The organism is Pseudomonas sp. PONIH3, from assembly GCF_002934345.1.
GTDB classification, from domain to species: domain Bacteria; phylum Pseudomonadota; class Gammaproteobacteria; order Pseudomonadales; family Pseudomonadaceae; genus Aquipseudomonas; species Aquipseudomonas soli.
On the sequence record NZ_CP026386.1, the window covers coordinates 446,255 to 469,895 of the forward strand.

Sequence of the window (23,641 nt, forward strand, 5' to 3'; positions counted from 1 at the left end):
CGAAGCGGAGGGCCGGATGATTGGAGCGCATGTACGGATCACCCACATGGGTTACACAAAAGTTCACTCACATAGGTGACAACACCTTGAGTGTTACATAACCATCAGTGGCATCCCGCACATCGACTCTGCCAAGGATGATGGGACCGAAAATAACATCCCAGACGCCATCCCCAACCTGCTCCAGTCCAATGGTCTGGTGCTTGAGCACATAACCTACGTAGATCCTCAAGCCCCGGCGATTGATGATGCCGGAGCTATCAGCCGGCAAGCTCTCGATATGACTGGGATAGGTCATTTCGGGGAGCTTTTCAGGGAATGGGCGTGGAGATGGCTGGTAGCAAGACGCCGGTGTTTTCTGCTTCAGCGCTTCATGCAAGCGCTCGTGATTGTAGTGCTGCCGAAAGCGATCAAAGTGCCGTTGTTGAGCCTCCCAGGCCACTGCCGGCGGCGATGGGGGCGTGCTTTTGAGCGTTCGATGCATGCGCTCGTGGCGGCCATTTTGTTCAGGCCGACCAGGCGCAATGCGCTCGGGAATGATGCCTAGACGCAGCCACCAGATCGACAGCTGAGAAAGTCCCGCACGCCCCTTACTGGCAAACGGCACACCGTTATCGGTACGAATCCGCTCAGGCAAACCATTCTCTCGGAACACTTGGGTGAAAACGGCCTGGGTTTCCAGCAGGTTGGTATTGGGCATGCTGTGGCAGGCGAGCAGGAAACGACTGGCGTGATCCATGATCGTCAGCGGATAGCACCAGACGCCTGCACCTGTCAGAAATTGACCTTTGTAGTCCGCACTGAACAGCTGGTTAGGCGACTCGGCCTTCTCCAGGGGCTTGGGATAGACCGCTACACGCTGACGTAAGCGGCGTGGTTTGACCAATTGGGCTTTCTTGAGGATGTTGTAGATCGCTGTCTTCGAGGGCGGCGCCTGATCAGGGAAACGCTCCTGCAGCGCAGCCTGGATCTTTTTCGGCCCCGGTTCCGTTTCGCCTCGGCTGCGCAATTCGATGATGGCTTCGCGAACTGCGGCGGGTACGACCCAATCCTGGTTCAACCGGCGGCGGCTGCGTTCTTCCAGCCCCGAAGGCCCCTCTTTCTCATATCGCTCGACCCATTTGTAGCCGGTCTTTCGGCTGATCTCGTAGGCCTGGCACAGGGCGCTGAAGCTGGGCGGCCCCTGCAGGTAATCCGCAATGAAAAGCATTTTAAGGTCCATAGGTTTCAGCTCTCGCCAAGGCATGGTCAGATCCTCGAAAACCGACCCTGCCAGTTAAAGACTGTTACCTATGTGCGTGAACTGATTTGTAACCCATGTGGGTGAGTCATACCCGCAGCGTTTTTTGGTTACTTTTTGTCGCGTTTGACAAAAAGTGACTCGCCGTTGAACTGACCCCCGAAAGTTGGACAGGTAGCGCTATGCGGCCAGCGCTTGGGTTCGGAATTCTACCGGACTCAAGCCATTCAGTCTGAGACTGATGCGTTCTTCGTTGTAGTAGGCGATGTAATCCTCTAGTCCTGATGCCAGTTGCTCAACACTCTCAAACGACTCCAGGTAAAAAAACTCGCTCTTGAGCGTGCCGAAAAAGCTTTCCATGGCGGCGTTGTCCAGGCAATTGCCCTTACGCGACATGCTCTGCTCGATATTCTTCCCAGCCAGCATATGCCGGTAAGTTGGCTGTTGATACTGCCAGCCTTGATCGGAATGCAGTATCGGTGTGTCACCTGGATTCAGCCGCTCGAAGGCTTGCTCCAGCATTGTCGAAACCATCTTGAACTCAGGACGCCGGTTGATCTGATAAGCAAGGATCTCGCCGTTGTACAGGTCCATCACAGGCGAGAGAAACAGCTTCTGCCCCTTTACCTTGAACTCTGTCACGTCGGTTGCCCATTTCTGATTGGGGGCTTCTGCCTTGAATTTGCGTTTGAGTAGATCAGATGCAACAACCCCCTCGGAGCCTCGGTACGAGCGATATTTCTTAACTTTTACCAGAGATTTGAGGTCCATCAACTGCATCAGTCGCTGCACCTTCTTGTGGTTGACCACCTCGCCATTGTGCCCGAGGGCCGCAGTGATGCGACGATAGCCGTACCGCCCCTTATTTCCGTGATAGAGGCTGTTGATGCGCTCTTTGAGAGCAGCATGCTTGTCAGCCACCAGCACTTTGCTTTGGTAATAAAAGGTACTGCGTGCCAGCCCTGCAGCACGTAGCAGCAGAGCAAGTCGATGCCCGCGCCTCAATCCTTGGATAGCCTGCGTTTTCTTGCCTGCGCAGTTCGAGGGTCCGCTTGGATCAAGGCATCGAGCTTTTTTAGATAAGCATTCTCCGCGCGCAGGTATTCCAGCTCTTCGAGCATTTGCTTTGGTGTCAGCTCGCTGTCCGTTGGAGTGGGCGGGCTTGTGCTGGACTGTTTTGATGGTTTGCGGGGCATGCTGAACTCTCGGGTACGGCGCGGGTGAAGGGCTTCTACTCCGCCTTTATCGTACAACCTTTTCCATGGCCTGATGCTACTCGGGCCGCGGATATCAAACTGCACGCAAGCTTGCTGAGCGGACAGTCCGTCTTGCTCAATGCACTGCAAAACCTTCAATTTGAACTGCGCGTCGTAGTGGCTGTACTTGGCAATCAAACCGGCTGCACCGTGTTGCTCGTAGCCCTTTACCCAGCGGCGTAACAGCGATGGACTCAGTGTCAATGGCCATTAATTTTGACCCACTTTTGGCCAATAGAATTGACCCACTTGCTCACCGCTAACCGCCGGTTTTCTGCTTCAAACGATAGCTCTCACCTCCCAGCATAAAGATGTGTGAATGGTGGATCACGCGGTCGATGATGGGCACGGCCACGTTGTCGTCATGGAAGAACTCGCCCCAGCTGGTGAAGTCCTTGTTGGTGGTCAGGATGACCGAGCGGTACTCGTACAGGTTGTTGATTAACTGGAACAGGTTGTACCGGGCTTGGCGCGTCATCGGCAGGTAGCCCAGCTCATCGATGATCAGCACGTCGTATTTGCTCAGCTGATTAAGGCGCTTCTTCAGCTCGCCCTTCATTTCCGCCAGCTCCAGATCCTCGACCAACGCCAGAGCCGTGCGGAACAGCACCTTGTAGCCCGCCTGAACCGCCTTGTGGCCAATCCCAATGGCCAAGTGGGTCTTGCCCACACCCGGTGGTCCGATGAACACCAGGTTGTCGCGGTTGTCGATAAAGCTGAAGTCCAGCAAGGTGCTGACCTGGCGCTTGGTGATGGTGGTCTGGTGCCGGTAATCGAAGGCCTCCAGATGCTTCTCCGAGGGGAACTGCGCCTGCTTGAGGTTGCGGCTTACGCGGCTACTGGAGCGGGCGTTAAGCTCATGCTCGACCAGTGACTGGGCGAAGCTCAGGTAGGACAGTTCATTGGCTTCGGCTCTGGCCAGCAGGGTGGCCAGCTCACCCGCGGTCGCGCTGAGGCGCAGGCTTCGGTACTGCGCGATAGTGCTGTCGAGCAGGCTCATTGGGTCACCCCGTGGCCAGTCGACTGGCCAATGCGGGCATAAGCGTTCAGGTCGGCGTGACTAACCTGGCTACCGGCCTCTGGCGCATAGTCATGGTCGCCGATGATCCGGCCCCGCGCCTTGGCTTGCTGCCATGCTTCGAGGTAGCGCTTGAGCCCGGTGGCGGTCAGTTCACTGCGCTCGCACAACTCGCCGAGCAACGCCGTATCAACCGGCGCATGGGCCATGAGCAGGTCGCGTGCAGCAACCAGCTGATCCTTGTAGATACGCGGCGAAGTACGCTTGAGCAGTTGGCACAGGGTTGCCCCAAGGGCATCGGGCAGGATCGAGTCGATGCCGCGCTCCAGGTCGGTAATGCGCTGGGCATGGTCTCGGTAATGGTTGTTGTTCTTGATCATCCGGCCCTTGGCCTTGCACAGGTCATGGGTGGCTATGAGTTCACCGCTCTCCAGGTCATGGATCAGCAACTGGTTGTCCTGTGCGCTGACACCGACACGGGCTTGCTGCCAGGCCATGGGTACCGAGTACTTGTTGGCCTGCCATGAGATCAAGCCGGTCTTGTCGACCTTGCGGGTCTCCCTTGTCGGCGCCACGTGCAGCAGGTTCTGCGGGACGAGATAGGGCTTGAGCTGACTACGCTCCAGTGCCTCGAAATGCGCTCTTGGATGCTGCCCCGTCGTGCCGTGCACGCGTGCGTTGGCGACAGTCTCGAGCCAATCATTCAGGTGCTGTCGGACGGCGGCCTCGTCCTGGAAGTGCTCGCCGTAGAAGCAGTCACGCTTGACGTACTTGACCCCGGCCTCCACCTTGCCCTTGCTCTCCGGGTCATAGCCCTCGCAGGCATGGATGCGGTACCCGACGGTAGTCGCATACTGGTGGAAGCGCTGGTTCAGCGTCAGCTCACGGTACTGCTCGTTGATCACCACCATCTTGGTCTGATCGTAGATGCACTCCTCGGTGACGCCGCCGAAGTAGCGGAAGGCCTCGTCGTGCATCTGGATAAACCGTTCGGTATCCAGCGGCCGGAAGTTCAGACCGACATACATCAGCCGTGAACAGGACAGCACAAACACCACAAAATGAACGACACGCTCCAGGCCGCCAATCATGACGCCTCGCAGCTCACCGGGGTCGACCTGACACTGCACGCCAGGCACTGACTCAACGACCGGCTCGTAATAGCGCAACTGGCCACTGGCAACCTGCTGCTTGAGCGCTTGCACATAGCGGCGAATGCTCCGGTCTGACACCGCCAGCTCGGTGGTGCGCTCCCTCAGGCGACGGGCCAGCTTGACTGCGCTCAGGGCTGGAAACTGACCCAACTGATTAATCAGATAATCGCGGTGCTCGTCGAGCACCTTGGTGCGTGAAGGGTCAGCAATGGTAGCGCTGATCTGCATCTCATCCAGGTGGAGATACTTGCGTACGGTGTTCCGGGAAATCCCCAGCTCACGACTGATGGCACGGACCGACAGGCCTCGGCCCTGGTCATACAACCCCTTGATCTTGTGAATCACAACCCACTCCTTCAATGATCTGTCCCCGGCCTGTGCATAAGGCGGGTGACGCTACATGGTCGGTGGCCAATGCCACTATGGGTGGGTCAAAATTGTTGGCCAGAGGTGGGTCAGTTTAATTGGCCATTAACACTCAGGTCATGCTTGAGCGCCACCTCATGAACACTGCGGGCAGAAAGGCACTCTTCGATGAGTATCTGCTTGAGTGCCAGGTTGTATTTCGTCATGGAACACCCTCCGGTTGGGGATCAGGTGTCCAACTTTCGGGGGTCAGTTCACGTAAGGGCGAAAAGGTGACTATGCGTCAGTATAGCCAATGAATGCGCTTACAACTGTAAAAACCCACACCAACCGCATTTGACTTTGACTTTGACTTTGACTTTGACTTTGACTTTGACTTTGACTTTGACTTTGACTTTGACTTTGACTTTGACTTTGACTTTGACTTTGACTTTGACTTACACAGTGTGTGTTTTGAAAGTTATATGCGCATTCAGTTGCGATGGTGACGCATAATCACCTTTCCGCCCTTACGGCGGGTCCCTTTTTGAAGGATCAAAAAGGAACCAAAAAATCCTCGCGGTATGACTCACCCACATGGGTTACAAATCAGTTCACGCACATAGGTAACAGTCTTTAACTGGCAGGGTCGGTTTTCGAGGATCTGACCATGCCTTGGCGAGAGCTGAAACCTATGGACCTTAAAATGCTTTTCATTGCGGATTACCTGCAGGGGCCGCCCAGCTTCAGCGCCCTGTGCCAGGCCTACGAGATCAGCCGAAAGACCGGCTACAAATGGGTCGAGCGATATGAGAAAGAGGGGCCTTCGGGGCTGGAAGAACGCAGCCGCCGCCGGTTGAACCAGGATTGGGTCGTACCCGCCGCAGTTCGCGAAGCCATCATCGAATTGCGCAGCCGAGGCGAAACGGAACCGGGGCCGAAAAAGATCCAGGCTGCGCTGCAGGAGCGTTTCCCTGATCAGGCGCCGCCCTCGAAGACAGCGATCTACAACATCCTCAAGAAAGCCCAATTGGTCAAACCACGCCGCTTACGTCAGCGTGTAGCGGTCTATCCCAAGCCCCTGGAGAAGGCCGAGTCGCCTAACCAGCTGTTCAGTGCGGACTACAAAGGTCAATTTCTGACAGGTGCAGGCGTCTGGTGCTATCCGCTGACGATCATGGATCACGCCAGTCGTTTCCTGCTCGCCTGCCACAGCATGCCCAATACCAACCTGCTGGAAACCCAGGCCGTTTTCACCCAAGTGTTCCGAGAGAATGGTTTGCCTGAGCGGATTCGTACCGATAACGGTGTGCCGTTTGCCAGTAAGGGGCGTGCGGGACTTTCTCAGCTGTCGATCTGGTGGCTGCGTCTAGGCATCATTCCCGAGCGCATTGCGCCTGGTCGGCCTGAACAAAATGGCCGCCACGAGCGCATGCATCGAACGCTCAAAAGCACGCTCCCATCGCCGCCGGCAGTGGCCTGGGAGGCTCAACAACGGCACTTTGATCGCTTTCGGCAGCACTACAATCACGAGCGCTTGCATGAAGCGCTGAAGCAGAAAACACCGGCGTCTTGCTACCAGCCATCTCCACGCCCATTCCCTGAAAAGCTCCCCGAAATGACCTATCCCAGTCATATCGAGAGCTTGCCGGCTGATAGCTCCGGCATCATCAATCGCCGGGGCTTGAGGATCTACGTAGGTTATGTGCTCAAGCACCAGACCATTGGACTGGAGCAGGTTGGGGATGGCGTCTGGGATGTTATTTTCGGTCCCATCATCCTTGGCAGAGTCGATGTGCGGGATGCCACTGATGGTTATGTAACACTCAAGGTGTCGTCACCTATGTGAGTGAACTTTTGTGTAACCCATGTGGGTGATCCGTACATCGCTCCATTCATCCGGCCCCTACGCTTCGCTCCGGGGTCCCCTCACTCCGGCCTTGCTCCCGGGAGGACCGCGCTGAACGCCCCATCCTGGGGCGCAGCGCTTGACGGGCATCCATGCCCGTCACCTCCATCCGCAAGACCTGCGTTCGGCCTCCTGAAGTCGCAATTTGTGTCGCCTGAACTATCGCGCACTTAGAAGCAAAAGCAGAGCAAGAGCAAGAGCAAGAGCAAGAGCAAGAGCAAGAGCGGAAGGTTTTAGTGTGGATTAAGGCATGTGATTTTATTGAGCAGCAGCCCTATCCTCGTATTAATTAGCGACAGGGCTACTGTATAAAAAAATATCAAGGCAAACTAGGATCACTCGCCGGGAAAGTTTCATCCAACGCGTTATCGACATTACTCTCCTTCGGCTGACTCACCTCCCCACATTTGCAATCACCCATGCGACAAGGCTCACCATTACGGTGTCCCGTCGCACACGCTTCGCAGCAGTAAGCCTTGCCATCCTGGACCACGGCATTGGCATCCACGGTGCAGGAACAGTGGTTGCAGGAACAACGTTGATCGTTCATCAGCGTTCTCTCCGCTCGTCTTCAGGGGTGACCTCGTCGGTCCACGGCTCGCCGTCCAACGGCGCCGAGCGGGCCAGTTCGGCCTCGTCCAGGCCAATGCCGCCACCAATCTCGTGGGCCTCGACATGACGCAGGGTCTGGTCCGCCGGACCGCCCGCCATGCCCGGCTCATCCGGATCGCGGGCACCGGTCTCGTCCAGCAGCGTGTCAGGGCTCAGGTCATCGAGGGTGACATTGTCCTCGTGCAGGCTGTCACTCAGCGCCTCGCCACCGGTCATGCCACTTTCGGCAACGCGTCTCGGTGGATACTCCTCCTCCACCTCCCGCGCCGGTCGCTCGTCGCCAATACGGCCCCGGCGCTCATCGCGGCGTTCGCTGAAATCCAGCTCATGGACACTGCCCATGCGGTCTTGCGTGTCGTCGATCTCGACCGTCGGCTTGGGGTCTTCGGGGATGGGCATGATCGCTCTCCGATTTGTGGGCTCATCCAGTCGACTGCCCCGGCCAGCCAATGATTCAGAGTTTCTGCAGATAGCACCTGCCAACGCTTTTTTTGAACTCCGCCCAGCCCCCTCGCCTCCCACACTAGAGACCCCGCGAACCGTCCGGAGCCCGCCATGCCCAAGCCCCTGCAGGAGTACCAGCGCAAGCGCGACTTCAACGCCACGCCCGAACCTGCCGGCAAACGCGGCCGCACGGGCAAAGCCCATGCCTTGCAGTTCTGCATCCAGAAACACGACGCCAGCCACCTGCACTACGACTTTCGCCTGGAGCTCGATGGCACCTTGAAAAGCTGGGCCATCCCCAAGGGCCCCTCGCTCGACCCCAAGGTTCGCCGCCTGGCAGTGCATGTGGAGGATCACCCGCTGGACTACGCCGATTTCGAAGGCAATATCCCCGAAGGCCACTACGGCGCCGGTGACGTGATCGTCTGGGATCGTGGTATCTGGGAGCCCGAGGGCGACCCGCGCGTGGCTTACGCCAAGGGCAAGCTGCGTTTTCGCCTGCAGGGCGAGAAGCTGTCAGGTGTCTGGAACCTGTTCCGCACTCACCTGGCCGGCAAGAAGGAGCAGTGGATGCTGGTCAAGTCCCACGACGCGCAGGCCCGCAGCGAAACCGACTACAGCATCGTCGAAGCCTTGCCGAACAGCGTGCTTAGCGACCGTACCCTGCTGCCGCGCCAGCCTGCGAAAACAGCAACTGCCAACAAACGCAAGGCCAAGGCCAGCCCCTCCGCCCTGCCGGACCAGCTCCAGCCGCAACTGGCCACCCTGGTCGATTCGCCGCCCGGTGGTGATTGGCACTACGAGGTCAAGTTCGACGGCTACCGCATCCTCGCCCGCATCGAAGGCGCGGATGTGCGGCTGTTCACCCGCAATGGCCACGACTGGAGTGCGAAGATGCCGCGTCAGGTCGAGGCCTTGAAAGCGCTGGGGCTTGATTCGGCGTGGCTTGACGGCGAGATGGTGGTGGTCGACGACCAGGGTGTGGCCGACTTCCAGGCCTTGCAGAACGCCTTCGACACCGAGCACGACGAACGCATCACCTATTACCTGTTCGACCTGCCCTACCTGGGTGGCGAGGATCTGCGCCAGCTACCGCTGCAGGCGCGACGTGCCACCCTGGCCCGGCTGCTGGAAAACACGCCCTCGGACCTCCTCAAGTTCTCCGCCGACTTCAACGAGCCGGTCGACTCGCTGCTCGACAGCGCCTGCCGCCTGAAGCTCGAAGGCCTGATCGGCAAGCGCGCCGACAGCCCCTACGTGGGCCGGCGCAGCAGTGACTGGATCAAGCTCAAGTGCAAGCAGCGCCAGGAGTTCGTGATCGTCGGTTACACCGACCCGAAAGGCAGCCGCAATGCCTTCGGCGCCCTGCTGCTGGCCCTGCACGACACCGACAGCGGCCAGCTGCGCTATGCCGGCAAGGTCGGCACCGGTTTCAGCGCCACCACGCTGGACAGCCTGCATGCGCGCCTCAAGCCCCTGGAAGTCGACAAGCCGGCCTTGCCCAAGCCGCCCCGTGGCGCCGAGGCCCGTGGCGTGCACTGGCTCAAGCCGCAACTGCTGGCCGAAGTCGCCTACGCCCAGATGACCCGCGAAGGCATCGTGCGCCACTCGGTGTTCCACGGCCTGCGCGACGACAAACCCGCCACCGCCATCGACCTGGAGCGTGCCATGCCCGCCAAGCGCGCCGCGCAGACACCCGCCGAGCCCCTCGGCAGCCTGCGCCTGACCCACCCCGACCGCGTGGTCGACGCCAGCACCGGCAGCACCAAGCGCCAGGTCGCCGAGTACTACGCCCAGGTCGCCGACTGGTTGCTGCCGCAACTCAAGGACCGCCCCGTGGCGCTGGTACGCGCACCGGACGGACTGGGTGGCGAGCTGTTCTTCCAGAAGAACGCCGGCCAGCTGCACATCCCCGCGGTGCGCAGCTACAGCAAGGCGCAAGCCGGCCAGGCGGCGATGGTGCTCAACCGCGCCGACAGCCTGCTGGGCGCGGTGCAGATGAACATGCTCGAACTGCACACCTGGAATGCCACCGACAAGGATTTCGACAAGCCCGACCGCTTCGTCCTCGACCTCGACCCAGATCCGGCACTGCCCTGGAAAGCCATGCTCGAAGCGACCCAACTGACCCTCACCCTGCTCGATGAACTGGGCCTGAAGGTGTTTCTCAAGACCAGCGGCGGCAAGGGCATGCACCTGGTGGTGCCACTGACGCGTCGCGCCGGTTGGGATGAAGTGAAAGACTTCAGTCATGCCCTCGTCGAGCATATGGCGGGCCTGTTCCCGGATCGGCTCAGTGCCGTCTCCGGGCCCAGGAACCGGGTCGGGCGGATCTTCATCGACTACCTGCGCAACAGCAAGGGCGCGACCACGGTCGCGGCGTATTCGCTGCGTGCCCGTGAAGGCCTGCCGGTTTCGGTGCCGATCTGGCGCGAAGAGCTGACCCAGCTCAAGGGCGCCAACCAGTGGCACATCGGTAACCTGCAGGCGCGGCTGGCCGAGGTGGACGACCCTTGGGCGGACATGGCCAAGACCCGGCAGTCCATCACCGTGCGCATGCGCAAGCAGCTGGGAATCGCCTGATGGAGCGCGTGCTCGACCTGTTGCAATGGCCCGCCATGCTGCTGACCGTGGTGGCAGCCTGGTGCATCGGCTCGCAACGCCCGCGCCGGCGCCGCATCGGCTTCTGCTGCTTCATCGCCAGCAACCTGCTGTGGACGCTGTGGGGTTGGTACATCCAGGCCTGGGCGCTGATCGTCCTGCAATTCTGCCTTTGCGCCATGAACCTGCGTGGCTGGAAGAAAAACCTCCAAGGGGAGCCAAGTTGATGAGCATCGTCCAGGACTTCGACCTGACCAATCTCGACCGCCTGCTGCGCCGCTTCGGCGCCCGCCCGCAGGCCATCGACCTCGACACCTTGCTGCCGGAGCTGCTGCAGGCCATGCAGGCCGACCACCTCGACCTGTTGCCCCTGCCCGGCCAGGGCCAGACCCTCAAGCGCTGGCAGACGCTCGCGCGGGTCGCCGGTTGCGACCTGACCCTGGCCAAGCTCTATGAAGGCCATACCGATGCCTTGGCGATCCTCGCCGAATGCGGCGCCGCCCATCATGCCCAGGAGGGGATCTGGGGCGTGTGGGCCGCCGAGCCGCCGGATGCCCGTGCCCGCATCGTCGAGCGGCACGACGGGCAGGTGCGCCTGCAAGGGCGCAAGGCCTGGTGCTCGGGTGCGCTGCAGATCGACCGGGCACTGATCACTGCCTGGGAGAATGACCAGCCGCAGCTGGTGGCCATCGAGTTGTCGCACCCCAGCCAGCGCATCCAGGCCGACCAGTGGCAGGCGGTGGGCATGGCCACCACCACCAGCGTCAGCATCGAATTCGACGACACGCCCGGGCTGGCCATCGGACTGCCCGGCCAGTACCTCGCTCGTCCCGGATTCTGGCATGGCGGCGCCGGTATAGCCGCCTGCTGGTATGGCGCGGCCGAGGCCCTGGCCGACTACCTGCGCGAGCATTGCCGCATGCCTCGGCCCGACCCACACGCCGATGCCCATCTGGGGGCGGTGGACGCCGCCTTGTACGGCGCCCGTGCCGCCCTTCGCGAATGCGCCGCCTGGATCGACCAGCAGCCCCATGCCGACGCCAGCTTCGAAGTGCGCCGCGCCCGCGCCCAGGTCGAACAGGCCGTCGAGCAGGTGATCCGCCATGTCGGCAGGGCGCTGGGGGCCACGCCCTTCTGCCGCAGCAGCCATTTCGCCCGGCTCAGCGCCGACTTGCCGGTGTACCTGCGACAGAGCCATGCCGAACGCGACCTGGCCGAACTCGGCAGGCAGGTGACCGGCATGCCGGCGGGAGCCTGGCAGCTATGAGCGAGAACCGTATCCAGGCGGCTGCCGGCACCCCTTGGCGCGAATGGCAACAATCCGCGCACCTGGCCCGCGCCAGGTGGCTCAAGCCCGAACAGCTCTGTCCCCCCGGCCGGCGCCTGGTATTGCTGGCTCCCCACCCGGACGATGAAATCCTCATGGCCGGCGGACTGCTGGCCGGTTTCCATGGGCGCGAGCAGGACCTGCTGCTGATTTCCGCCACCAACGGCGAAGGCAGCCATCCCCATTCCGCCCACTGGACCGAGCACCGCCTGCGCCACCAGCGCCCCCAGGAAAGCCGGCACGCCCTGCAACAGCTGGATTTGGACCTCAACCGCCTGGACTGGCGGCGCCTGAACCTCAAGGACGGCGCCCTGCCCCGCGACGAAGCGTTTTTGGCCAACTACCTGGAGCAACTGCTTGAACCGGACGACCTATTGCTGACTACCTGGCGCGGTGACGGCCACTGCGACCACGAAGCGGCCGGCCGCGCCGCTGCCCAGGCGGCTCAGGCCCGCCGGGTGCAACTGGCCGAGGCGCCGGTGTGGGCGTGGCATTGGGCGACGCCCGATGACCCGCGCCTGCCCTGGCCCCAGGCCCATCGGGTACAGCTCGACGACACCCGCCTGGCGCGCAAACGCCAGGCCCTGGCCGCCCACGCCAGCCAGTTGCAGCCAGACGGCGAGCACCCTCCGGTGCTGCCCGTCACCCTGCAGACCTGCCTGTTGCAGCCTTTCGAACTGATCTTCCTGTAATGGAGTTGCCATGAGCCTCGACGCGCAGTATTTCGCCGACCTGTATGCCGGCAACGACGATCCATGGGCCTTTCGCACCCGCTGGTACGAACGCCGCAAGCGCGACCTGGTGATGGCCAGCCTGCCCAGCCAGTGCTACGGCCGGGTGTTCGAGCCGGCCTGCGCCAATGGCGAACTGAGCGTGCTGCTGGCCGAGCGCTGCGCCAGCCTGCTGTGCCAGGACATCGACGCCACTGCCGTGAGGCTGGCCCGACAACGCCTGGCGGGGGTCGACCATGCCCGCGTCGAACAGGGGCACCTGCCGGGCGATTGGCCGGGCGGGCAGTTCGACCTGATCGTGCTCAGCGAGATCGGCTACTACCTAGACCCCACCGACTGGTTGCAGGTGATCGAACAGTCCGTGGCCTGCCTGGCCAGCGACGGCGGACTGCTGGCCTGTCACTGGCGCCATCCGATTGCCGGTTGCCCGCAGGACGGCGGCCAAGTGCACGCCCTGCTGGCCAGGCACCTGCCGCTGTATCCGCAGTTGCGCCATGAGGAGGCGGACTTCCTGCTCGAGTACTGGTCGTGCCAGCCCCGGGTGGTCGACCTGGACGAGACCTGCCCATGATCGCGGTGATCATTCCCGCCCATAACGAGGCCCGGCGCCTCGGGCACTGCCTGAAGGCCGTGCGGGTGGCAGCTGCGCGGGCCGAAGCCGCGGGCCTGGAGGTCGAAGTGCTGGTGGTGCTCGATCGCTGTACCGACGCCAGCGCGCGCATCGCCAGGCGCCATGGCGTGCACACGCTGGCGCTGGAAGCCGGCAATGTCGGCATTGCCCGCCGCCTGGGGGCGGCCTGGATGATCGAGCGCGGCGCCCAGTGGCTGGCGTTCACCGACGCCGACAGCCGCGTGCCTGGCCACTGGCTGCTGTCGCAGTTGCAATGGCATGCCGACGCGGTGTGCGGCACGGTGCATATCGAGCGCTGGCAACCCTGGCAGGGTGCCGCCTTGCGTCAGCTATACCACAGCCGCTACCAGGCAACGGAAGGCCATCGGCATATCCACGGCGCCAACCTTGGGGTGTGCGCCAAGGCCTATGCCAAGGTCGGCGGTTTTCAGCCGCTGCCGGCCCACGAGGATGTGCAACTGGTGCTGGCGCTGGAAGCCATCGGCGCGCAGATCGTCTGGACCGCCAGGCACAGCGTGGCGACCAGCAGCCGCAGGGACAGCCGGGCGCGGCAGGGATTCGGGGATTACCTCAGTGGCCTGGAAGGCCAGATCCCATAGAGACCTGGACACTCCGCAGGATCACGACGCCTTGCGTGGGCGTTTCGGTGCAGGCTTTTTCGCCTTGCTCTTGCCACCGCCACCCAGGCTGCGCTTGAGCAGCTCGGTAAGGTCGATGATGTCCGCGCCCTTCTCCGTCGTGGCGCCCTCGCCTTTTTCCACGGTCTCGATCTTGCCCTTGCTGGCCTTCTCCTCGACCAGATCAAGGATGGTCTGGCGGAACGCGTCGTGGTAGTCATCGGGCTTCCACGGCCCGCTCATGTCCTCGACCAGGCGCTTGGCCATGTCCAGCTCGCGCTTGTCGACCTTGCTGTCGGTCACGCTCTTGTCCAGCTCCAAGGTCTCCAGCCCTCGCACCTCCTCCGGCCAGCGCAGGGTGATCATCACCAGCGCTTCGTCGAGCGGGCGCAGCAGCGCAAGGTGCTGGCGGGTGTGCAGCACCACCGTGGCCAGGGCCACCTTGCCGGTGCTGGCCAGGGTTTCGCGCAGCAAGGCGTAGACCTTGCCGCCCCGGCGGTCCGGGCTCAGGTAATACGGCGTATCGAACTGTTGCAGGGGGATTTCCCCGGCTTCGACGAACGAGAAGATATCGATTGTCTGGGTCGCCTCGGGTCGGGCCTTGCGGATTTCCTCCTCGCTGATCACCACGTAGCGGCCCTTCTCGTACTCCACGCCCTTGACGATGTTTTCCTTGTCGATTTCCTTGCCGGTGACCTTGTTCACCCGCTTGTAGCCGACCGGCTCCATGCTGCGCTTGTCCAGCCAGTCGAAATCCACTCGCTCACTGCGCACGGCGGTGTTGAGGGACACCGGGATGTGTACGAGCCCGAAACTGATAGCGCCTTTCCAGATAGCCCTGGCCATGGCTGGCTCCTATGCGTTCGAGGACAGGCCGGGCTGGCTGTAGCGCAACGCGCCACAGCGTTCGCAGCACTGGCATTGCAGACCGGCGACTTCACGGATCAACTGGCTGCGCCATTGGCAGCCACGCAGCAGGCAGACGAGTTTCATCAGCCACCTCCCTGGCCCACTTCGACGGGGCGCTTACTAGAACTGACTGCGCGGCGCGCGGAAGGTTTATTCGGCTTTGCCCTACGGCAGCGGATTGCCCCCGGTGACGCCAAAAATCTCGCCGGTGATGTAGCTCGACTCCTGGCTGGCCAACAGCACGTACAACGGCGCGCACTCGGCGGGCTGGCCCGGGCGCTTCATCGGCGTGTGCCCGCCGAAGTCGGGGATCTTCTCCGGTGGCTGGCCGCCACTGGGCTGCAGCACGGTCCAGATTGGCCCGGGGGCCACCGCGTTGACCCGGATGCCGCGCTCGATCACCTGCTTGGCCAGGGCCTTGGTGAAGGCGACGATGGCGGCCTTGGTGGTCGCGTAGTCGAGCAGCGTGGCCGATGGCTGATAGGACTGGATCGACGCGGTATTGATGATGGTCGCCCCGGCCGGCATCAACGGCACGGCGGCCTGGCAAAGCCAGAACAGCGCGTAGACGTTGGTCTTGAGCGTATGGTCGAATTGCTCGTGGCTGATCTGGCCGATGTCCTTGCGCGCTTCCTGCTTGCCGGCGACGTTGACCAGGATGTCGAGTCCGCCGAGCCGCTCGTGGGCCTGGTCGACCAACTGGCTGCAGAAGCGTGGATCCTTCAGGTCGCCGGGCAACGCCACGGCTTTGCGCCCTTCGGCCTCGATAAGCTGCACCACTTCGCGGGCATCACGCTCCTCGGTCGGCAAATAATTGAGGGCGATGTCGGCGCCCTCCCGGGCGAAGGCAATGGCCACGGCCCGGCCGATGCCCGAATCGGCGCCGGTGATCAGTGCGCGCCGGCCGGCCAGACGGCCAAAGCCCTTGTAGGTGGTTTCGCCGTGGTCGGGCTTGGGTTGCATGTGTGCATCCAGGCCTGGAGCGGGTTGATGCTGGGTGGGGAAAGGCGGATGCGGATATTGGGTCAGGGGGTTCTGTAGGGTGAACTGGTCCTGGGGCTTGCGGGGCATCGGCTGGACTCCTTCGGGTGATGTCTGCGTAATGTCTGGCGCGGGGCAAGCCCGCATACAGGTCCTGTTCTTCACGTGGAAGCCGTCTGGCACCGCACGAGGACCACACAAGTTTCGAGGCAACCGGCTGATGGATTGTTTGCTCAAGCTGGGCCCGTTGCCGACAGAAGGTCGTCCATCACCTGCCGGACCACGCTGCGCTTTGCCAAACGCTCATCCAGGCCTTGCTCGCGCGCCAACCCATAGGCTTGGCGCTGACGATCGGCACTGCTGCCGTCGCGCAGGATGCGCCGGGCGTGCAGGAAAGAGCGCTCGGCATCGGCAGTGTCGGCCGGGCATTGCGCCTGCAATTGTGTCAGCCAGACTTCGGCACTCACCGGTTGCTGTTCATGCACGCCAATGAAGGTGGCAAGGCGTCCATGACGCATGGCGCGCCAGTAGTTCTCCTGGGTGATCCAGCGCATTTCCCGGCTGGCGGCGCCAGCGTGCCGCCCCAGCGCATGCTCGACGAGATGGCGAAACAGGCCGGCAATGGCCAAGGCATCCTCCAGCCGCGGGCAGCCGTCGCAGATGCGCAGTTCGACGGTCGGAAAGCGCCGCGAAGGTCTGATCGCCCACCAGAAGTCGCCGTCCTCGGCCAATGTGCCGGTGCGTTGCAACAGCGCCCGATAACGCTCATAGGCGCTCCAGTCCGGCAGCGGTTCCGGCAGGCCCATATGCGGCCATTCCCCGCACACCACGCGGCGGTAGCTCATGTAGCCGGTGTCCTGGCCACCCCAGTAGGGCGACGAAGTGCTGAGCGACAACAGCAAAGGCAACCAGTACAGCACTCGGTTGATCACCTGCATGCGATCCAGGCCCGGTGGCACCCCGACATGCACGTGCAGACCGTTCAACAAGCTGCGCCGGGCCACTAGCCGGTAGTCGTCGAACAACTGGCGAAAGTGCGGCGTATCGCGTGGATGCTGGCGCAACCACTGGGCGCAGGGGTGGCTTGCTGCGCAATACAGGCCCGCTCCCTCGGCGGCCAGCGCCTGACTCAGGCGCTGGCGTTGCTCGTTGAGGAAAGCGCGGGCTTGGTGCAGCGTCTCGAATACCGGCGAGGCCAGCTCGATCTGGCTGCGGAACATCTCTTCGGCGAAACACGCCCCCAGCACCTTACGGCACAGGCGGGTCAGTGCCGCCGACGGCGAGGACAGCACCCGCCCGCTGTCCAGCGCCACCAGCAGGTATTCTTCCTCGATGCCGAACGTGCAGGGCCGCCCCATGCGCTCATCCGCCGCGGCGGGTGACGGTCAGGGCCACGGCGGCAATGCGCTCGACCTGTTCATAGCCGGGCTCGAGCAACTGCTCGCCGAACACATCCGGGTCCAGCTCCCGGTAGTGCCAGCTCAAGTCAGGGCCGGCCAGGCGCAGGCGGACCGCTTCGAGCAACGCATCGCGCCCTTCGACGATCGCCACCCCGGTGTACAGCAGCAATGTGCCGCCCGGTGTCAGGCGCTCACAGGCCTGGTCGACGATTCGCAGCGACAAGTCGGCGCCGAGCGTCCCGCCGCCGTGGCGGTAGACGCGCTGGCAGGCATCGAGCATGTAGGGCGGGTTGGCGACGATCAGGTCGAAGGTGCCGGTGATGCCCGTGAGCAGGTCGCTGGGCTCGACCGACACATTGGCCAGCCCGGCCAGGGCGGCGTTGACGGCGGTGTAGCGCAGCGCCAGCGGATTTATGTCCAGCGCGCTGACCTGGGCATGGCGCGCGGCGCGGGCAATCAGCAAAGCGCCGATGCCGCTGCCGCAGCCAATATCGACAGCGTGCTGCACGCGCCGAGGGCTGAGCCGCAGGTGATCCTCGATCAGCTGGGCGAAGCGGTAGCTGTCCGGCCCGAAGAATACCGCGTCGCTGCTGTCCGTCGGCCAGGCCGAATGCACCAGCAACAGGTCACCCAGGCTCGACCAACGCACCCGGCTGCGCCACAGCTCGCCGTGCGCCTCCAGCACGTCGGCCGCGCCCAGTTGTTCCAGCTCGTCGGCACTGATCAGCGAAGCCGGGAACGGCCGGCTCCAGCCGAACACATCCCGCAGCGTGCACGCGCGCCGGGCCTGAGGTCGGGCATTGACCCGCGCCTGGGTCGCCGGGGTGACGCAGGTGAAACGGTAGCCGTCGGCATGCAGCCTGCGGCCGAGTTGCAACAAAGCCTCGTCGGCACGGGTCTGCTTCTGGTCGAGTTGCATCATCGCGGCCCTCCCTGAAACAGCCCGGTGGCAGCGATGTAGTCGCGTGTGGCACGCAGGCCCGTGGGTTCGGCGTGCCGGTTACCGGCCATGGCCTCGATCAACGTGGCGATCTCCGAGCCCTGAGCCCGGCCGGGCGCCTCCGCCTGCAGGGCCAACGCCTGTTCCCATTGCCCGGGCGGCACGCGGCGAGGCAGAGGCCCTTGCCAGGTTCCGGCGATCCAATCGTGCCAAAGCTGTTTCTCGTAGGCGCTGAACACGCCGAACATTGCCGCGCCGGGGCCGTCGATCAGTGTCCAGAAACGGCTCTGCGCCGGGTCACTGTCACGCTTGATCCACCCCTGGGTCTGCAGGGCCTCGAGGAACCCGGCCATCGCTCCCGGCTCGGCAAGCCATTGGTTGATGGTGCGTCCTTGCAAACGGCAGCGATCGGAGTGCATGCACTGCCCGAACACGCGCTTGCGCTCCAGCGCGCAGAGCAGTTCGCCCTGCAGGTCGAAGCTGGCGATCAGCGAAGGCGTGTCCATGCCCAGGTCGTTAAGCCGGTAGCCGTGCCTGACACGCGCATAGAAATCTTCATCCCCTGCCGGCGCCAACAGCCGCAGGCTTTCCAGCGAACGCCGGGCATGGCCGCTGGCGGCGTTGTCGATGGTCACGTGCAACTGGAAGTAATGGGCGTCGATACCCAGTTCGGCCAGCTCATGGGTAGTGATCAGCAGGTGCAGCGGCGGCTGCTCATATCCCAGGTTGTAACCGATTACCTCGGGCAGGAAGCGCTCGCAGTGCTGACCGAGAGCCAATTGCACCGAGCCCTGCACGAAACGCGAGGGCTCCAATGGCAGCCCTTGCAGGCACCCCAGGCGGCTGAGCAGGCGCTGGTAGATCAGCACATGGTTGCAGCGTGGGTCACCGTCACCCAGTTCTTCGAGAAAGGTGCGGATCAACCCGTGGTAACGCGGGTCGCGCCAGTGCCGCAAGGTCCCGTGCAACCAGGCGCCGTCGACCACTTTGGTCGGCGCGACCTGTTGCAGGAACCACAACGCCTGGGCGCGAGTGGCGAAGTAGCGCCGGGGCGCGCCCTCGCGCCGCTGACGCAGGTAATGCGCATGGTCGTCAGCGACCTCTGCCGCATGGTGTTCAGCCCATTGGGATAACAGGTCAGGGTCTTCCGGAAGGTCATCCTCGCGGTCGCGCACGCGGCTTAGTTGCGTCTCCAACCAATCCTCGGCGGTGGCATCGTGTCCCGCCAGCAACGCCTGGTAGCGACGCGTCGCATCATCAGTCATGTCGTGTTTGGTTTGCGAACGCACGCTGTCGCGGATCATCGCCACCATGCCGGTTACCTCGCGCTAGGGATTCTGTGGCTTGGTTTCTGGGGTCGGGTTGGCAGTCGGTGGATTGGGTTGCTGCATCTGCAGCGAGGGCTTGCTGGGGTCGGCGTCTTTAGCCGGATGGTCGTTGTCGCGGTCGAAGCAACCGGCCAGCAGGCCCAGGCTACCCAACAGGCAAATCAGCGGTGCGATACGCATGGAAACCTCCTGGTGGGGTGTGCGCGGTGCCAGGCGAACCCGGCACCGCGTGCCCTCACTTACGAGCGACCGCCCTTATGGCCGGACTCGCTCTGGCGATTGCCGCCACCGGAGCTCTGCCCGCCCTTGCGACCGGCTTCGGACGCTTTTTCGCGGTCATTGGCGAAATTGCCTGGGTTCTTCGTTCCACCCTGGCTGCCGGTCTTGTTGGCGTCCTGCTTGTTGGTGTCCTGACGACCGGTCATGTTGCTGTCTTTGTTGGCCATGGTTGCAAAAACCTCGTGTGGCTAAGGGTTGCACGGCGAGGTGCCGTACATGGATTGGGAGTACGGCGATAAAGAGGGATTCGGATTATTCCGAGCGGATCGGACCGGTGGCGCTAAACAAGCGGCGACGGTGTATTTGGGGCGCAAGCGGATCCCCGCTGGGCAGACTTTGCGTTGACCCCCTGCGGATATCTGGCATACTTCGCCGACCTACCGGTCGGTAGGTTATTATTTTGCTCGCACGGACTTTCGCTTATGCCCGCTTCACATTTGCGCTTCGCCGCCTCACTAGCCCTGATCGGCGCCCTTGGCCCGTCTGCCATCGACATGTACCTGGCCAGCCTGCCGCAGATGGCCCGCGACTTCGCCACCGGCTATACCCAGGTTCAGCTGACGCTGACCGTATTCCTGCTGGCCATGGGCGCCGGGCAACTGCTGTTCGGGCCACTGGTGGATGCCTGGGGGCGGCGTCGCCCGCTGCTCGCCGGCCTGCTGGTGTTCTGCATCGCCTCCCTGGCCGCTGCGGGCGCACCGTCGCTGGACACGCTGCTGCTGGCGCGCCTGGTGCAGGGCCTGGCCAGCGCGCTGACGCTGGTGGTGATCATGAGCATGGTCCGCGACAGCGCCGATGGCGCACGGGCTGCGCAGATCTTCGCCCTGCTGATGACCATCGAGGGCCTGGCGCCGATCCTCGCCCCGGCCCTGGGCGGGGTAATCGACGCCGCGTACGGCTGGCGGGCGATCATGCTGGTGCTGGCCGGCCTCGGCCTGCTGACCCTGGTCAATTCGGCCATGACCCTCGGTGAGACCCTGCCGCCAGCGCATCGGGTGCGCCTGGCACCGGCCACGGTATGGCGTACCTACGGCCGTATCGCCGCCGACGGCGCGTTCCTGCGCCCGGCCCTGGCCCTGTCGGCGGTGTTCTTCTTCCTGTTCGCCTACATCGCCGGCTCGGCTTATGTGTACCAGCAGCACTTCGGCCTCTCCAGCACGCACTTTGGCCTGCTGTTCGGCGGCTGCGGCGTTGCCATCCTGCTCGGCGCGGCGCTTTCCGGCTATTGCGTCAGCCGGCACGGCGTGGCCCAGGTGGCCTGGTGGGGGGCGCTGTGCATGGGTGCCGGTGCAGCACTGGCGGTGATTGCCGGCCTGTCTGGCGCAGGCCTGCCGCTGCTGCTGGCGGGCGTGGTACTGGCGCTGTTCGGCCTGGGGGTTTGCGAGGCCACCTTGATGGCCCTGGCGATGTCATCGCAGCAGCGCGATGTCGGCTCGACGGCGGCCCTGCTCGGCGCGCTGCAACTGGTGATCTCGTCCAGCGCCACGCCCCTGGCCGGACACTTGGCCACCCTGGGCCCGCTGGCCTGGGCCTGGTTGCTGGCGGCGGCGGCCGTGGTCATCGTCGGTTTGACCCGCGCCGCCGTGGCAAAGACAATCAGCGCCTCGTCCTGCAGCGTCAACCCGGAGTAACCGCCTTGAAAGCCCTGACCCCATCCGCCGCGCGCATCTGCGAGCATGCCGTGGAGCATTTCGCCGAGCACGGCTACGACGGCTCGTCGCTGAGCGAGATCGCCGCCCTGGCGGGCATGCGCAAGGCCTCGCTGTACGCGCACTTCGCCAACAAGGACGCGTTGTTCGTCTGCGCCTTCGAACGGGCCCTGGCCGACGAGACCGCCTACGTCGAGGCGGGCTTCGGTCATGAAGCGGCGGGCCGCGAGGCGCCGGGGCACTGGCATCCGCTGCACCTGGCCGAGCGCTACGCGGCCTCGGCCAATCTGCGCTTCGTACTGCGCAGTGCCTTCCTGCCGCCGGTGCCGATCCGCTCGATCGTCACCAGCGGCTTCGAGGCGTACCTGGAGCGGATCCGCCTGGGCTTCTGCCAGGCCCTGGGCGACCGGCATGCCTGGGCCCGCAGTGATGGCAACAAGCTGGAGCTGTATGGCGATGCCTACCTGGGGATCATCGACAGCCTGCATGTGGAGCTGCTGTACGCGCCCCCGGCGGTGTATGCGCGGCGGGCAGCGTCGTTGCTGAAGATTCTCGATGATTCGCTGCAGTTGGCCGGACAGTAGACCATGGGGGCCGCTGTGCGGCCCCATTGATTTCAGGGCCTGACCTTCTTCAGCTCGTTCAACAACCCCATCAACTGCTCCAGCTTGTCCGCGCCGAACTGGCGCTGAATCTCCTGGTAGTTGCGCTCCATCTCCTCGCTCATCGCCAGAAACGCCTGCTGCCCACGCACGGTCAGGCTGATGAAGATGCGCCGCTGGTCTTCCGGCGACTTGCGCCGCGCCACCAGGCCGTCGCGCTCCAGGCGCTTGAGCACGCCGCTCATGCTCGGTTTGAGGATGCAGGCCTGGTCGGCCAACTGGTGGCTTTCCAGCTCGCCCTGCTGGCGCAGGATACGGATCACCCGCCATTGCTGCTCGGTCAGGTCGTGGGCATTCAGGGCCGGGCGAAAGAACGCCATGGTCGCTTCGCGGGCCTGCAGCAGGGTCAAGGTCAGGGAGGGTCTTGGCTGGGTCATCAGGATCAAGGGCTGTTTTATTAAGATATTAATAAAGTGAAATACATTTTCCCCCGGGCTGTCCAGCCCTGTGAAAAGTACCAGCGCTCCTGGCAATCACCCATTCCCGCGTTACCTTCCCCATAGCACGATCTGCAGACAGCCAGCCGCCCGGAGCCCGTCGCCGCATGTCAACGCAACCCCGCCTGGCGCTGGCGATACTCACCCGGCGTCATCTGCGCATGGCGCTGGAAGAAGCGGCTGAAGTACGCCGGGTCCTTGAACCCCAGGCGGTAGCAGATCTCGTTGGCCGAGCCGCCGGTGTACAGCAGCAAGCGCCGCGCCTCCTGCATCAGCCGCTCGAACACCAGGCGCTTGGACGGCAGGTCGGCCATGCGCCGGCATACATCGTTCAGGCGCGCCTCAGTCACGCCCAAGGCTGCCGCGTAGGCCGGCAGGGTCCAGTGGTCGAGGTAGTGACGCTCGATCAATTCGTTGAAACGGTGAAACAGCTGCAGGTCCTCGTGCCGCGCGGGCGTCGCCTCCAGCGAATTGGCGCACAGGCGCAGCAGGCTGATCATCACCAGGCGCGCCAGATCCTGCACCGCAGTGCCCTGCCCGGCCTGGCCATGGCCCAGTTCACCGCCCAGCAAGTCGAACAGCTGCTCCAGGCGCCGCACCTCTTCGGCCGCCGCTCCCTGCAGATGACCGAGCGCGACACACGCCGGCTGCAGGCGCGGCGTGAGCGCCAGCCCAGGCTCGGCCTGCAGCAGTTGCCAGACCAGTTGCTGGCGCACGGTCAGCACATGGCCGTCGGCGTCAGGCTCGGTGACGAAGGCATGGGGAATGGTCGGCGGGGTAAGGAAGAACATCGGCCCCGACTCGTGGTAACGCTGCTCGTCCAGATACACCCGCACGCTGCCGGTCTTCACATAGTGCACCTGGAAGAAGCGGTCGTGGCGGTGCACCGGCATGTTGCGGCCGAAGAAACCGGCCAGGTTGCCCAATCGGTCGTAATGCACCTCGCTGTCGCTGTAGCGCTGGTCGTAGACCTGACCGATGTTGATGTTGGGGATCGGCTGTGGTTCTTTCATTGTTGTTCTCGCAGCGGTGAAACGCGCCGGGGGAAATCATCCTAGCACCACCGGCCAGCGGCGAATGCCTTGACGATCGTTAACATATTAAATATAACGTTAACACATTAACAAAAACACCCCGAAGCGCCCCGCTCGCTTCGCCCACCGCAGGAGAA

25 protein-coding genes and 1 pseudogene are annotated in these 23,641 nt (G+C 63.2%); 9 read left to right on the top strand and 17 right to left on the bottom strand.

Annotated features, from left to right (window positions below; all coding sequences use genetic code 11):
- Positions 1–67: 67 nt before the first annotated feature.
- From C3F42_RS01930 to istA, 5 genes are all read right to left on the bottom strand, one after another.
- Complete coding sequence (locus C3F42_RS01930) at positions 68–1,246, bottom strand: integrase core domain-containing protein (RefSeq protein ID WP_104443886.1); 1,179 nt, start codon at positions 1,244–1,246, stop codon at positions 68–70.
- Between the two features lie 174 nt (positions 1,247–1,420).
- Entirely contained in the window at positions 1,421–2,344 is a 924-nt protein-coding gene (locus C3F42_RS01935) for an IS3 family transposase (protein ID WP_256586323.1), read from the bottom strand.
- On the bottom strand, positions 2,242–2,634 hold the full coding sequence (locus C3F42_RS01940; protein WP_158659515.1) for a helix-turn-helix domain-containing protein: 393 nt from the start codon (positions 2,632–2,634) through the stop codon (positions 2,242–2,244). The genes C3F42_RS01935 and C3F42_RS01940 overlap by 103 nt, the downstream gene beginning before the upstream one ends.
- Before the next feature lie 121 nt (positions 2,635–2,755).
- The gene (istB, locus tag C3F42_RS01945) at positions 2,756–3,496 is read right to left on the bottom strand and encodes an IS21-like element helper ATPase IstB (protein ID WP_064491510.1); all 741 of its coding nucleotides are present in this window, start codon (positions 3,494–3,496) and stop codon (positions 2,756–2,758) included.
- The gene (istA, locus tag C3F42_RS01950) at positions 3,493–5,013 is read right to left on the bottom strand and encodes an IS21 family transposase (RefSeq protein ID WP_081273177.1); all 1,521 of its coding nucleotides are present in this window, start codon (positions 5,011–5,013) and stop codon (positions 3,493–3,495) included. The genes istB and istA overlap by 4 nt, the downstream gene beginning before the upstream one ends.
- Before the next feature lie 670 nt (positions 5,014–5,683).
- Between istA and C3F42_RS01955 the strand changes: the two genes are divergently transcribed.
- Complete coding sequence (locus C3F42_RS01955) at positions 5,684–6,862, top strand: integrase core domain-containing protein (RefSeq protein ID WP_104443889.1); 1,179 nt, start codon at positions 5,684–5,686, stop codon at positions 6,860–6,862.
- A gap of 379 nt (positions 6,863–7,241) precedes the next feature.
- Here C3F42_RS01955 and C3F42_RS01965 read toward each other — a convergent pair whose 3' ends face one another.
- A complete protein-coding gene (locus C3F42_RS01965; RefSeq protein ID WP_104443890.1) occupies positions 7,242–7,472 on the bottom strand; it encodes a metallothionein in 231 nt (76 codons plus the stop codon).
- Positions 7,472–7,933: a phosphotransferase system, HPr-related protein gene (locus C3F42_RS01970; RefSeq protein ID WP_094012203.1), complete on the bottom strand. Its 462-nt coding sequence runs from the start codon at positions 7,931–7,933 to the stop codon at positions 7,472–7,474. The genes C3F42_RS01965 and C3F42_RS01970 overlap by 1 nt, the downstream gene beginning before the upstream one ends.
- Positions 7,934–8,089: 156 nt before the next feature.
- Here C3F42_RS01970 and ligD point away from each other — a divergent pair, with 156 nt between their 5' ends.
- The 6 genes from ligD to C3F42_RS02000 are packed head-to-tail and all read left to right on the top strand — an operon-like array spanning position 8,090 to position 13,867.
- On the top strand, positions 8,090–10,561 hold the full coding sequence (gene ligD, locus C3F42_RS01975; RefSeq protein ID WP_104443891.1) for a DNA ligase D: 2,472 nt from the start codon (positions 8,090–8,092) through the stop codon (positions 10,559–10,561).
- Positions 10,561–10,806 carry a hypothetical protein gene (locus C3F42_RS01980; protein ID WP_023632239.1) on the top strand — a complete coding sequence of 82 codons (246 nt, stop codon included), beginning with the start codon at positions 10,561–10,563 and terminating at the stop codon, positions 10,804–10,806. Before ligD ends, C3F42_RS01980 begins: the two co-directional genes overlap by 1 nt.
- Complete coding sequence (locus tag C3F42_RS01985) at positions 10,806–11,846, top strand: acyl-CoA dehydrogenase (protein WP_038706116.1); 1,041 nt, start codon at positions 10,806–10,808, stop codon at positions 11,844–11,846. Before C3F42_RS01980 ends, C3F42_RS01985 begins: the two co-directional genes overlap by 1 nt.
- Positions 11,843–12,598 carry a PIG-L deacetylase family protein gene (locus tag C3F42_RS01990; protein ID WP_104443892.1) on the top strand — a complete coding sequence of 252 codons (756 nt, stop codon included), beginning with the start codon at positions 11,843–11,845 and terminating at the stop codon, positions 12,596–12,598. The genes C3F42_RS01985 and C3F42_RS01990 overlap by 4 nt, the downstream gene beginning before the upstream one ends.
- 10 nt (positions 12,599–12,608) lie before the next feature.
- Positions 12,609–13,208, top strand: coding sequence for a bifunctional 2-polyprenyl-6-hydroxyphenol methylase/3-demethylubiquinol 3-O-methyltransferase UbiG (locus C3F42_RS01995; protein ID WP_104443893.1), 600 nt, complete (start codon positions 12,609–12,611; stop codon positions 13,206–13,208).
- The gene (locus tag C3F42_RS02000; protein ID WP_038706113.1) at positions 13,205–13,867 is read left to right on the top strand and encodes a glycosyltransferase; all 663 of its coding nucleotides are present in this window, start codon (positions 13,205–13,207) and stop codon (positions 13,865–13,867) included. Before C3F42_RS01995 ends, C3F42_RS02000 begins: the two co-directional genes overlap by 4 nt.
- Positions 13,868–13,888: 21 nt before the next feature.
- Here C3F42_RS02000 and C3F42_RS02005 read toward each other — a convergent pair whose 3' ends face one another.
- From C3F42_RS02005 to C3F42_RS30140, 8 genes and pseudogenes are all read right to left on the bottom strand, one after another.
- Positions 13,889–14,731, bottom strand: a complete 843-nt coding sequence (locus tag C3F42_RS02005; protein ID WP_104443894.1) for a Ku protein — start codon at positions 14,729–14,731, stop codon at positions 13,889–13,891.
- A 9-nt stretch (positions 14,732–14,740) separates the two neighbouring features.
- A complete protein-coding gene (locus C3F42_RS29555) occupies positions 14,741–14,878 on the bottom strand; it encodes a PSPA7_2676 family Cys-rich small protein (protein WP_177182941.1) in 138 nt (45 codons plus the stop codon).
- An 81-nt stretch (positions 14,879–14,959) separates the two neighbouring features.
- Entirely contained in the window at positions 14,960–15,865 is a 906-nt protein-coding gene (locus C3F42_RS02010) for an SDR family oxidoreductase (RefSeq protein ID WP_104443895.1), read from the bottom strand.
- 143 nt (positions 15,866–16,008) lie between these two features.
- Entirely contained in the window at positions 16,009–17,133 is a 1,125-nt protein-coding gene (locus tag C3F42_RS02015) for a carboxylate-amine ligase (protein ID WP_104443896.1), read from the bottom strand.
- Positions 17,134–17,137: 4 nt separating this feature from the next.
- Positions 17,138–18,094, bottom strand: a complete 957-nt coding sequence (locus tag C3F42_RS02020) for a class I SAM-dependent methyltransferase (protein WP_104445267.1) — start codon at positions 18,092–18,094, stop codon at positions 17,138–17,140.
- On the bottom strand, positions 18,094–19,428 hold the full coding sequence (locus tag C3F42_RS02025) for an iron-containing redox enzyme family protein (protein ID WP_104443897.1): 1,335 nt from the start codon (positions 19,426–19,428) through the stop codon (positions 18,094–18,096). Before C3F42_RS02025 ends, C3F42_RS02020 begins: the two co-directional genes overlap by 1 nt.
- A 15-nt stretch (positions 19,429–19,443) precedes the next feature.
- Positions 19,444–19,623 (bottom strand): hypothetical protein, encoded by a 180-nt coding sequence (locus tag C3F42_RS02030; RefSeq protein WP_023631781.1) that lies wholly within the window; start codon positions 19,621–19,623, stop codon positions 19,444–19,446.
- Positions 19,624–19,682: 59 nt separating this feature from the next.
- Positions 19,683–19,805, bottom strand: a pseudogene (locus tag C3F42_RS30140) (general stress protein); the annotation flags it as partial.
- Between the two features lie 339 nt (positions 19,806–20,144).
- On the opposite strand from C3F42_RS30140, the gene C3F42_RS02040 reads away from it, so the two are divergent.
- Positions 20,145–21,353, top strand: a complete 1,209-nt coding sequence (locus C3F42_RS02040) for a multidrug effflux MFS transporter (RefSeq protein WP_038706111.1) — start codon at positions 20,145–20,147, stop codon at positions 21,351–21,353.
- A gap of 5 nt (positions 21,354–21,358) precedes the next feature.
- Positions 21,359–21,955: a TetR/AcrR family transcriptional regulator gene (locus C3F42_RS02045; RefSeq protein WP_104443898.1), complete on the top strand. Its 597-nt coding sequence runs from the start codon at positions 21,359–21,361 to the stop codon at positions 21,953–21,955.
- Between the two features lie 32 nt (positions 21,956–21,987).
- On the opposite strand, the gene hpaR is transcribed toward C3F42_RS02045, so the two are convergent.
- Positions 21,988–22,410, bottom strand: coding sequence for a homoprotocatechuate degradation operon regulator HpaR (hpaR, locus tag C3F42_RS02050; RefSeq protein ID WP_023632900.1), 423 nt, complete (start codon positions 22,408–22,410; stop codon positions 21,988–21,990).
- Between the two features lie 170 nt (positions 22,411–22,580).
- The gene (hpaA, locus tag C3F42_RS02055; RefSeq protein WP_038706110.1) at positions 22,581–23,483 is read right to left on the bottom strand and encodes a 4-hydroxyphenylacetate catabolism regulatory protein HpaA; all 903 of its coding nucleotides are present in this window, start codon (positions 23,481–23,483) and stop codon (positions 22,581–22,583) included.
- Positions 23,484–23,641: the final 158 nt, after the last annotated feature.

What these genes read in the sequence shown, in the direction of transcription:
- C3F42_RS01930 (WP_104443886.1), bottom strand. Translation starts at nt 1,246, where the DNA reads ATGCCTTGGCGAGAGCTGAAACCTATGGACCTTAAAATGCTTTTCATT.
- istB (WP_064491510.1), bottom strand. Translation starts at nt 3,496, where the DNA reads ATGAGCCTGCTCGACAGCACTATCGCGCAGTACCGAAGCCTGCGCCTC.
- C3F42_RS01955 (WP_104443889.1), top strand. Translation starts at nt 5,684, where the DNA reads ATGCCTTGGCGAGAGCTGAAACCTATGGACCTTAAAATGCTTTTCATT.
- C3F42_RS01965 (WP_104443890.1), bottom strand. Translation starts at nt 7,472, where the DNA reads ATGAACGATCAACGTTGTTCCTGCAACCACTGTTCCTGCACCGTGGAT.
- C3F42_RS01970 (WP_094012203.1), bottom strand. Translation starts at nt 7,933, where the DNA reads ATGCCCATCCCCGAAGACCCCAAGCCGACGGTCGAGATCGACGACACG.
- ligD (WP_104443891.1), top strand. Translation starts at nt 8,090, where the DNA reads ATGCCCAAGCCCCTGCAGGAGTACCAGCGCAAGCGCGACTTCAACGCC.
- C3F42_RS01980 (WP_023632239.1), top strand. Translation starts at nt 10,561, where the DNA reads ATGGAGCGCGTGCTCGACCTGTTGCAATGGCCCGCCATGCTGCTGACC.
- C3F42_RS01985 (WP_038706116.1), top strand. Translation starts at nt 10,806, where the DNA reads ATGAGCATCGTCCAGGACTTCGACCTGACCAATCTCGACCGCCTGCTG.
- C3F42_RS01990 (WP_104443892.1), top strand. Translation starts at nt 11,843, where the DNA reads ATGAGCGAGAACCGTATCCAGGCGGCTGCCGGCACCCCTTGGCGCGAA.
- C3F42_RS01995 (WP_104443893.1), top strand. Translation starts at nt 12,609, where the DNA reads ATGAGCCTCGACGCGCAGTATTTCGCCGACCTGTATGCCGGCAACGAC.
- C3F42_RS02000 (WP_038706113.1), top strand. Translation starts at nt 13,205, where the DNA reads ATGATCGCGGTGATCATTCCCGCCCATAACGAGGCCCGGCGCCTCGGG.
- C3F42_RS02005 (WP_104443894.1), bottom strand. Translation starts at nt 14,731, where the DNA reads ATGGCCAGGGCTATCTGGAAAGGCGCTATCAGTTTCGGGCTCGTACAC.
- C3F42_RS29555 (WP_177182941.1), bottom strand. Translation starts at nt 14,878, where the DNA reads ATGAAACTCGTCTGCCTGCTGCGTGGCTGCCAATGGCGCAGCCAGTTG.
- C3F42_RS02010 (WP_104443895.1), bottom strand. Translation starts at nt 15,865, where the DNA reads ATGCCCCGCAAGCCCCAGGACCAGTTCACCCTACAGAACCCCCTGACC.
- C3F42_RS02015 (WP_104443896.1), bottom strand. Translation starts at nt 17,133, where the DNA reads ATGGGGCGGCCCTGCACGTTCGGCATCGAGGAAGAATACCTGCTGGTG.
- C3F42_RS02020 (WP_104445267.1), bottom strand. Translation starts at nt 18,094, where the DNA reads ATGCAACTCGACCAGAAGCAGACCCGTGCCGACGAGGCTTTGTTGCAA.
- C3F42_RS02025 (WP_104443897.1), bottom strand. Translation starts at nt 19,428, where the DNA reads ATGGTGGCGATGATCCGCGACAGCGTGCGTTCGCAAACCAAACACGAC.
- C3F42_RS02030 (WP_023631781.1), bottom strand. Translation starts at nt 19,623, where the DNA reads ATGCGTATCGCACCGCTGATTTGCCTGTTGGGTAGCCTGGGCCTGCTG.
- C3F42_RS02040 (WP_038706111.1), top strand. Translation starts at nt 20,145, where the DNA reads ATGCCCGCTTCACATTTGCGCTTCGCCGCCTCACTAGCCCTGATCGGC.
- hpaR (WP_023632900.1), bottom strand. Translation starts at nt 22,410, where the DNA reads ATGACCCAGCCAAGACCCTCCCTGACCTTGACCCTGCTGCAGGCCCGC.
- hpaA (WP_038706110.1), bottom strand. Translation starts at nt 23,483, where the DNA reads ATGAAAGAACCACAGCCGATCCCCAACATCAACATCGGTCAGGTCTAC.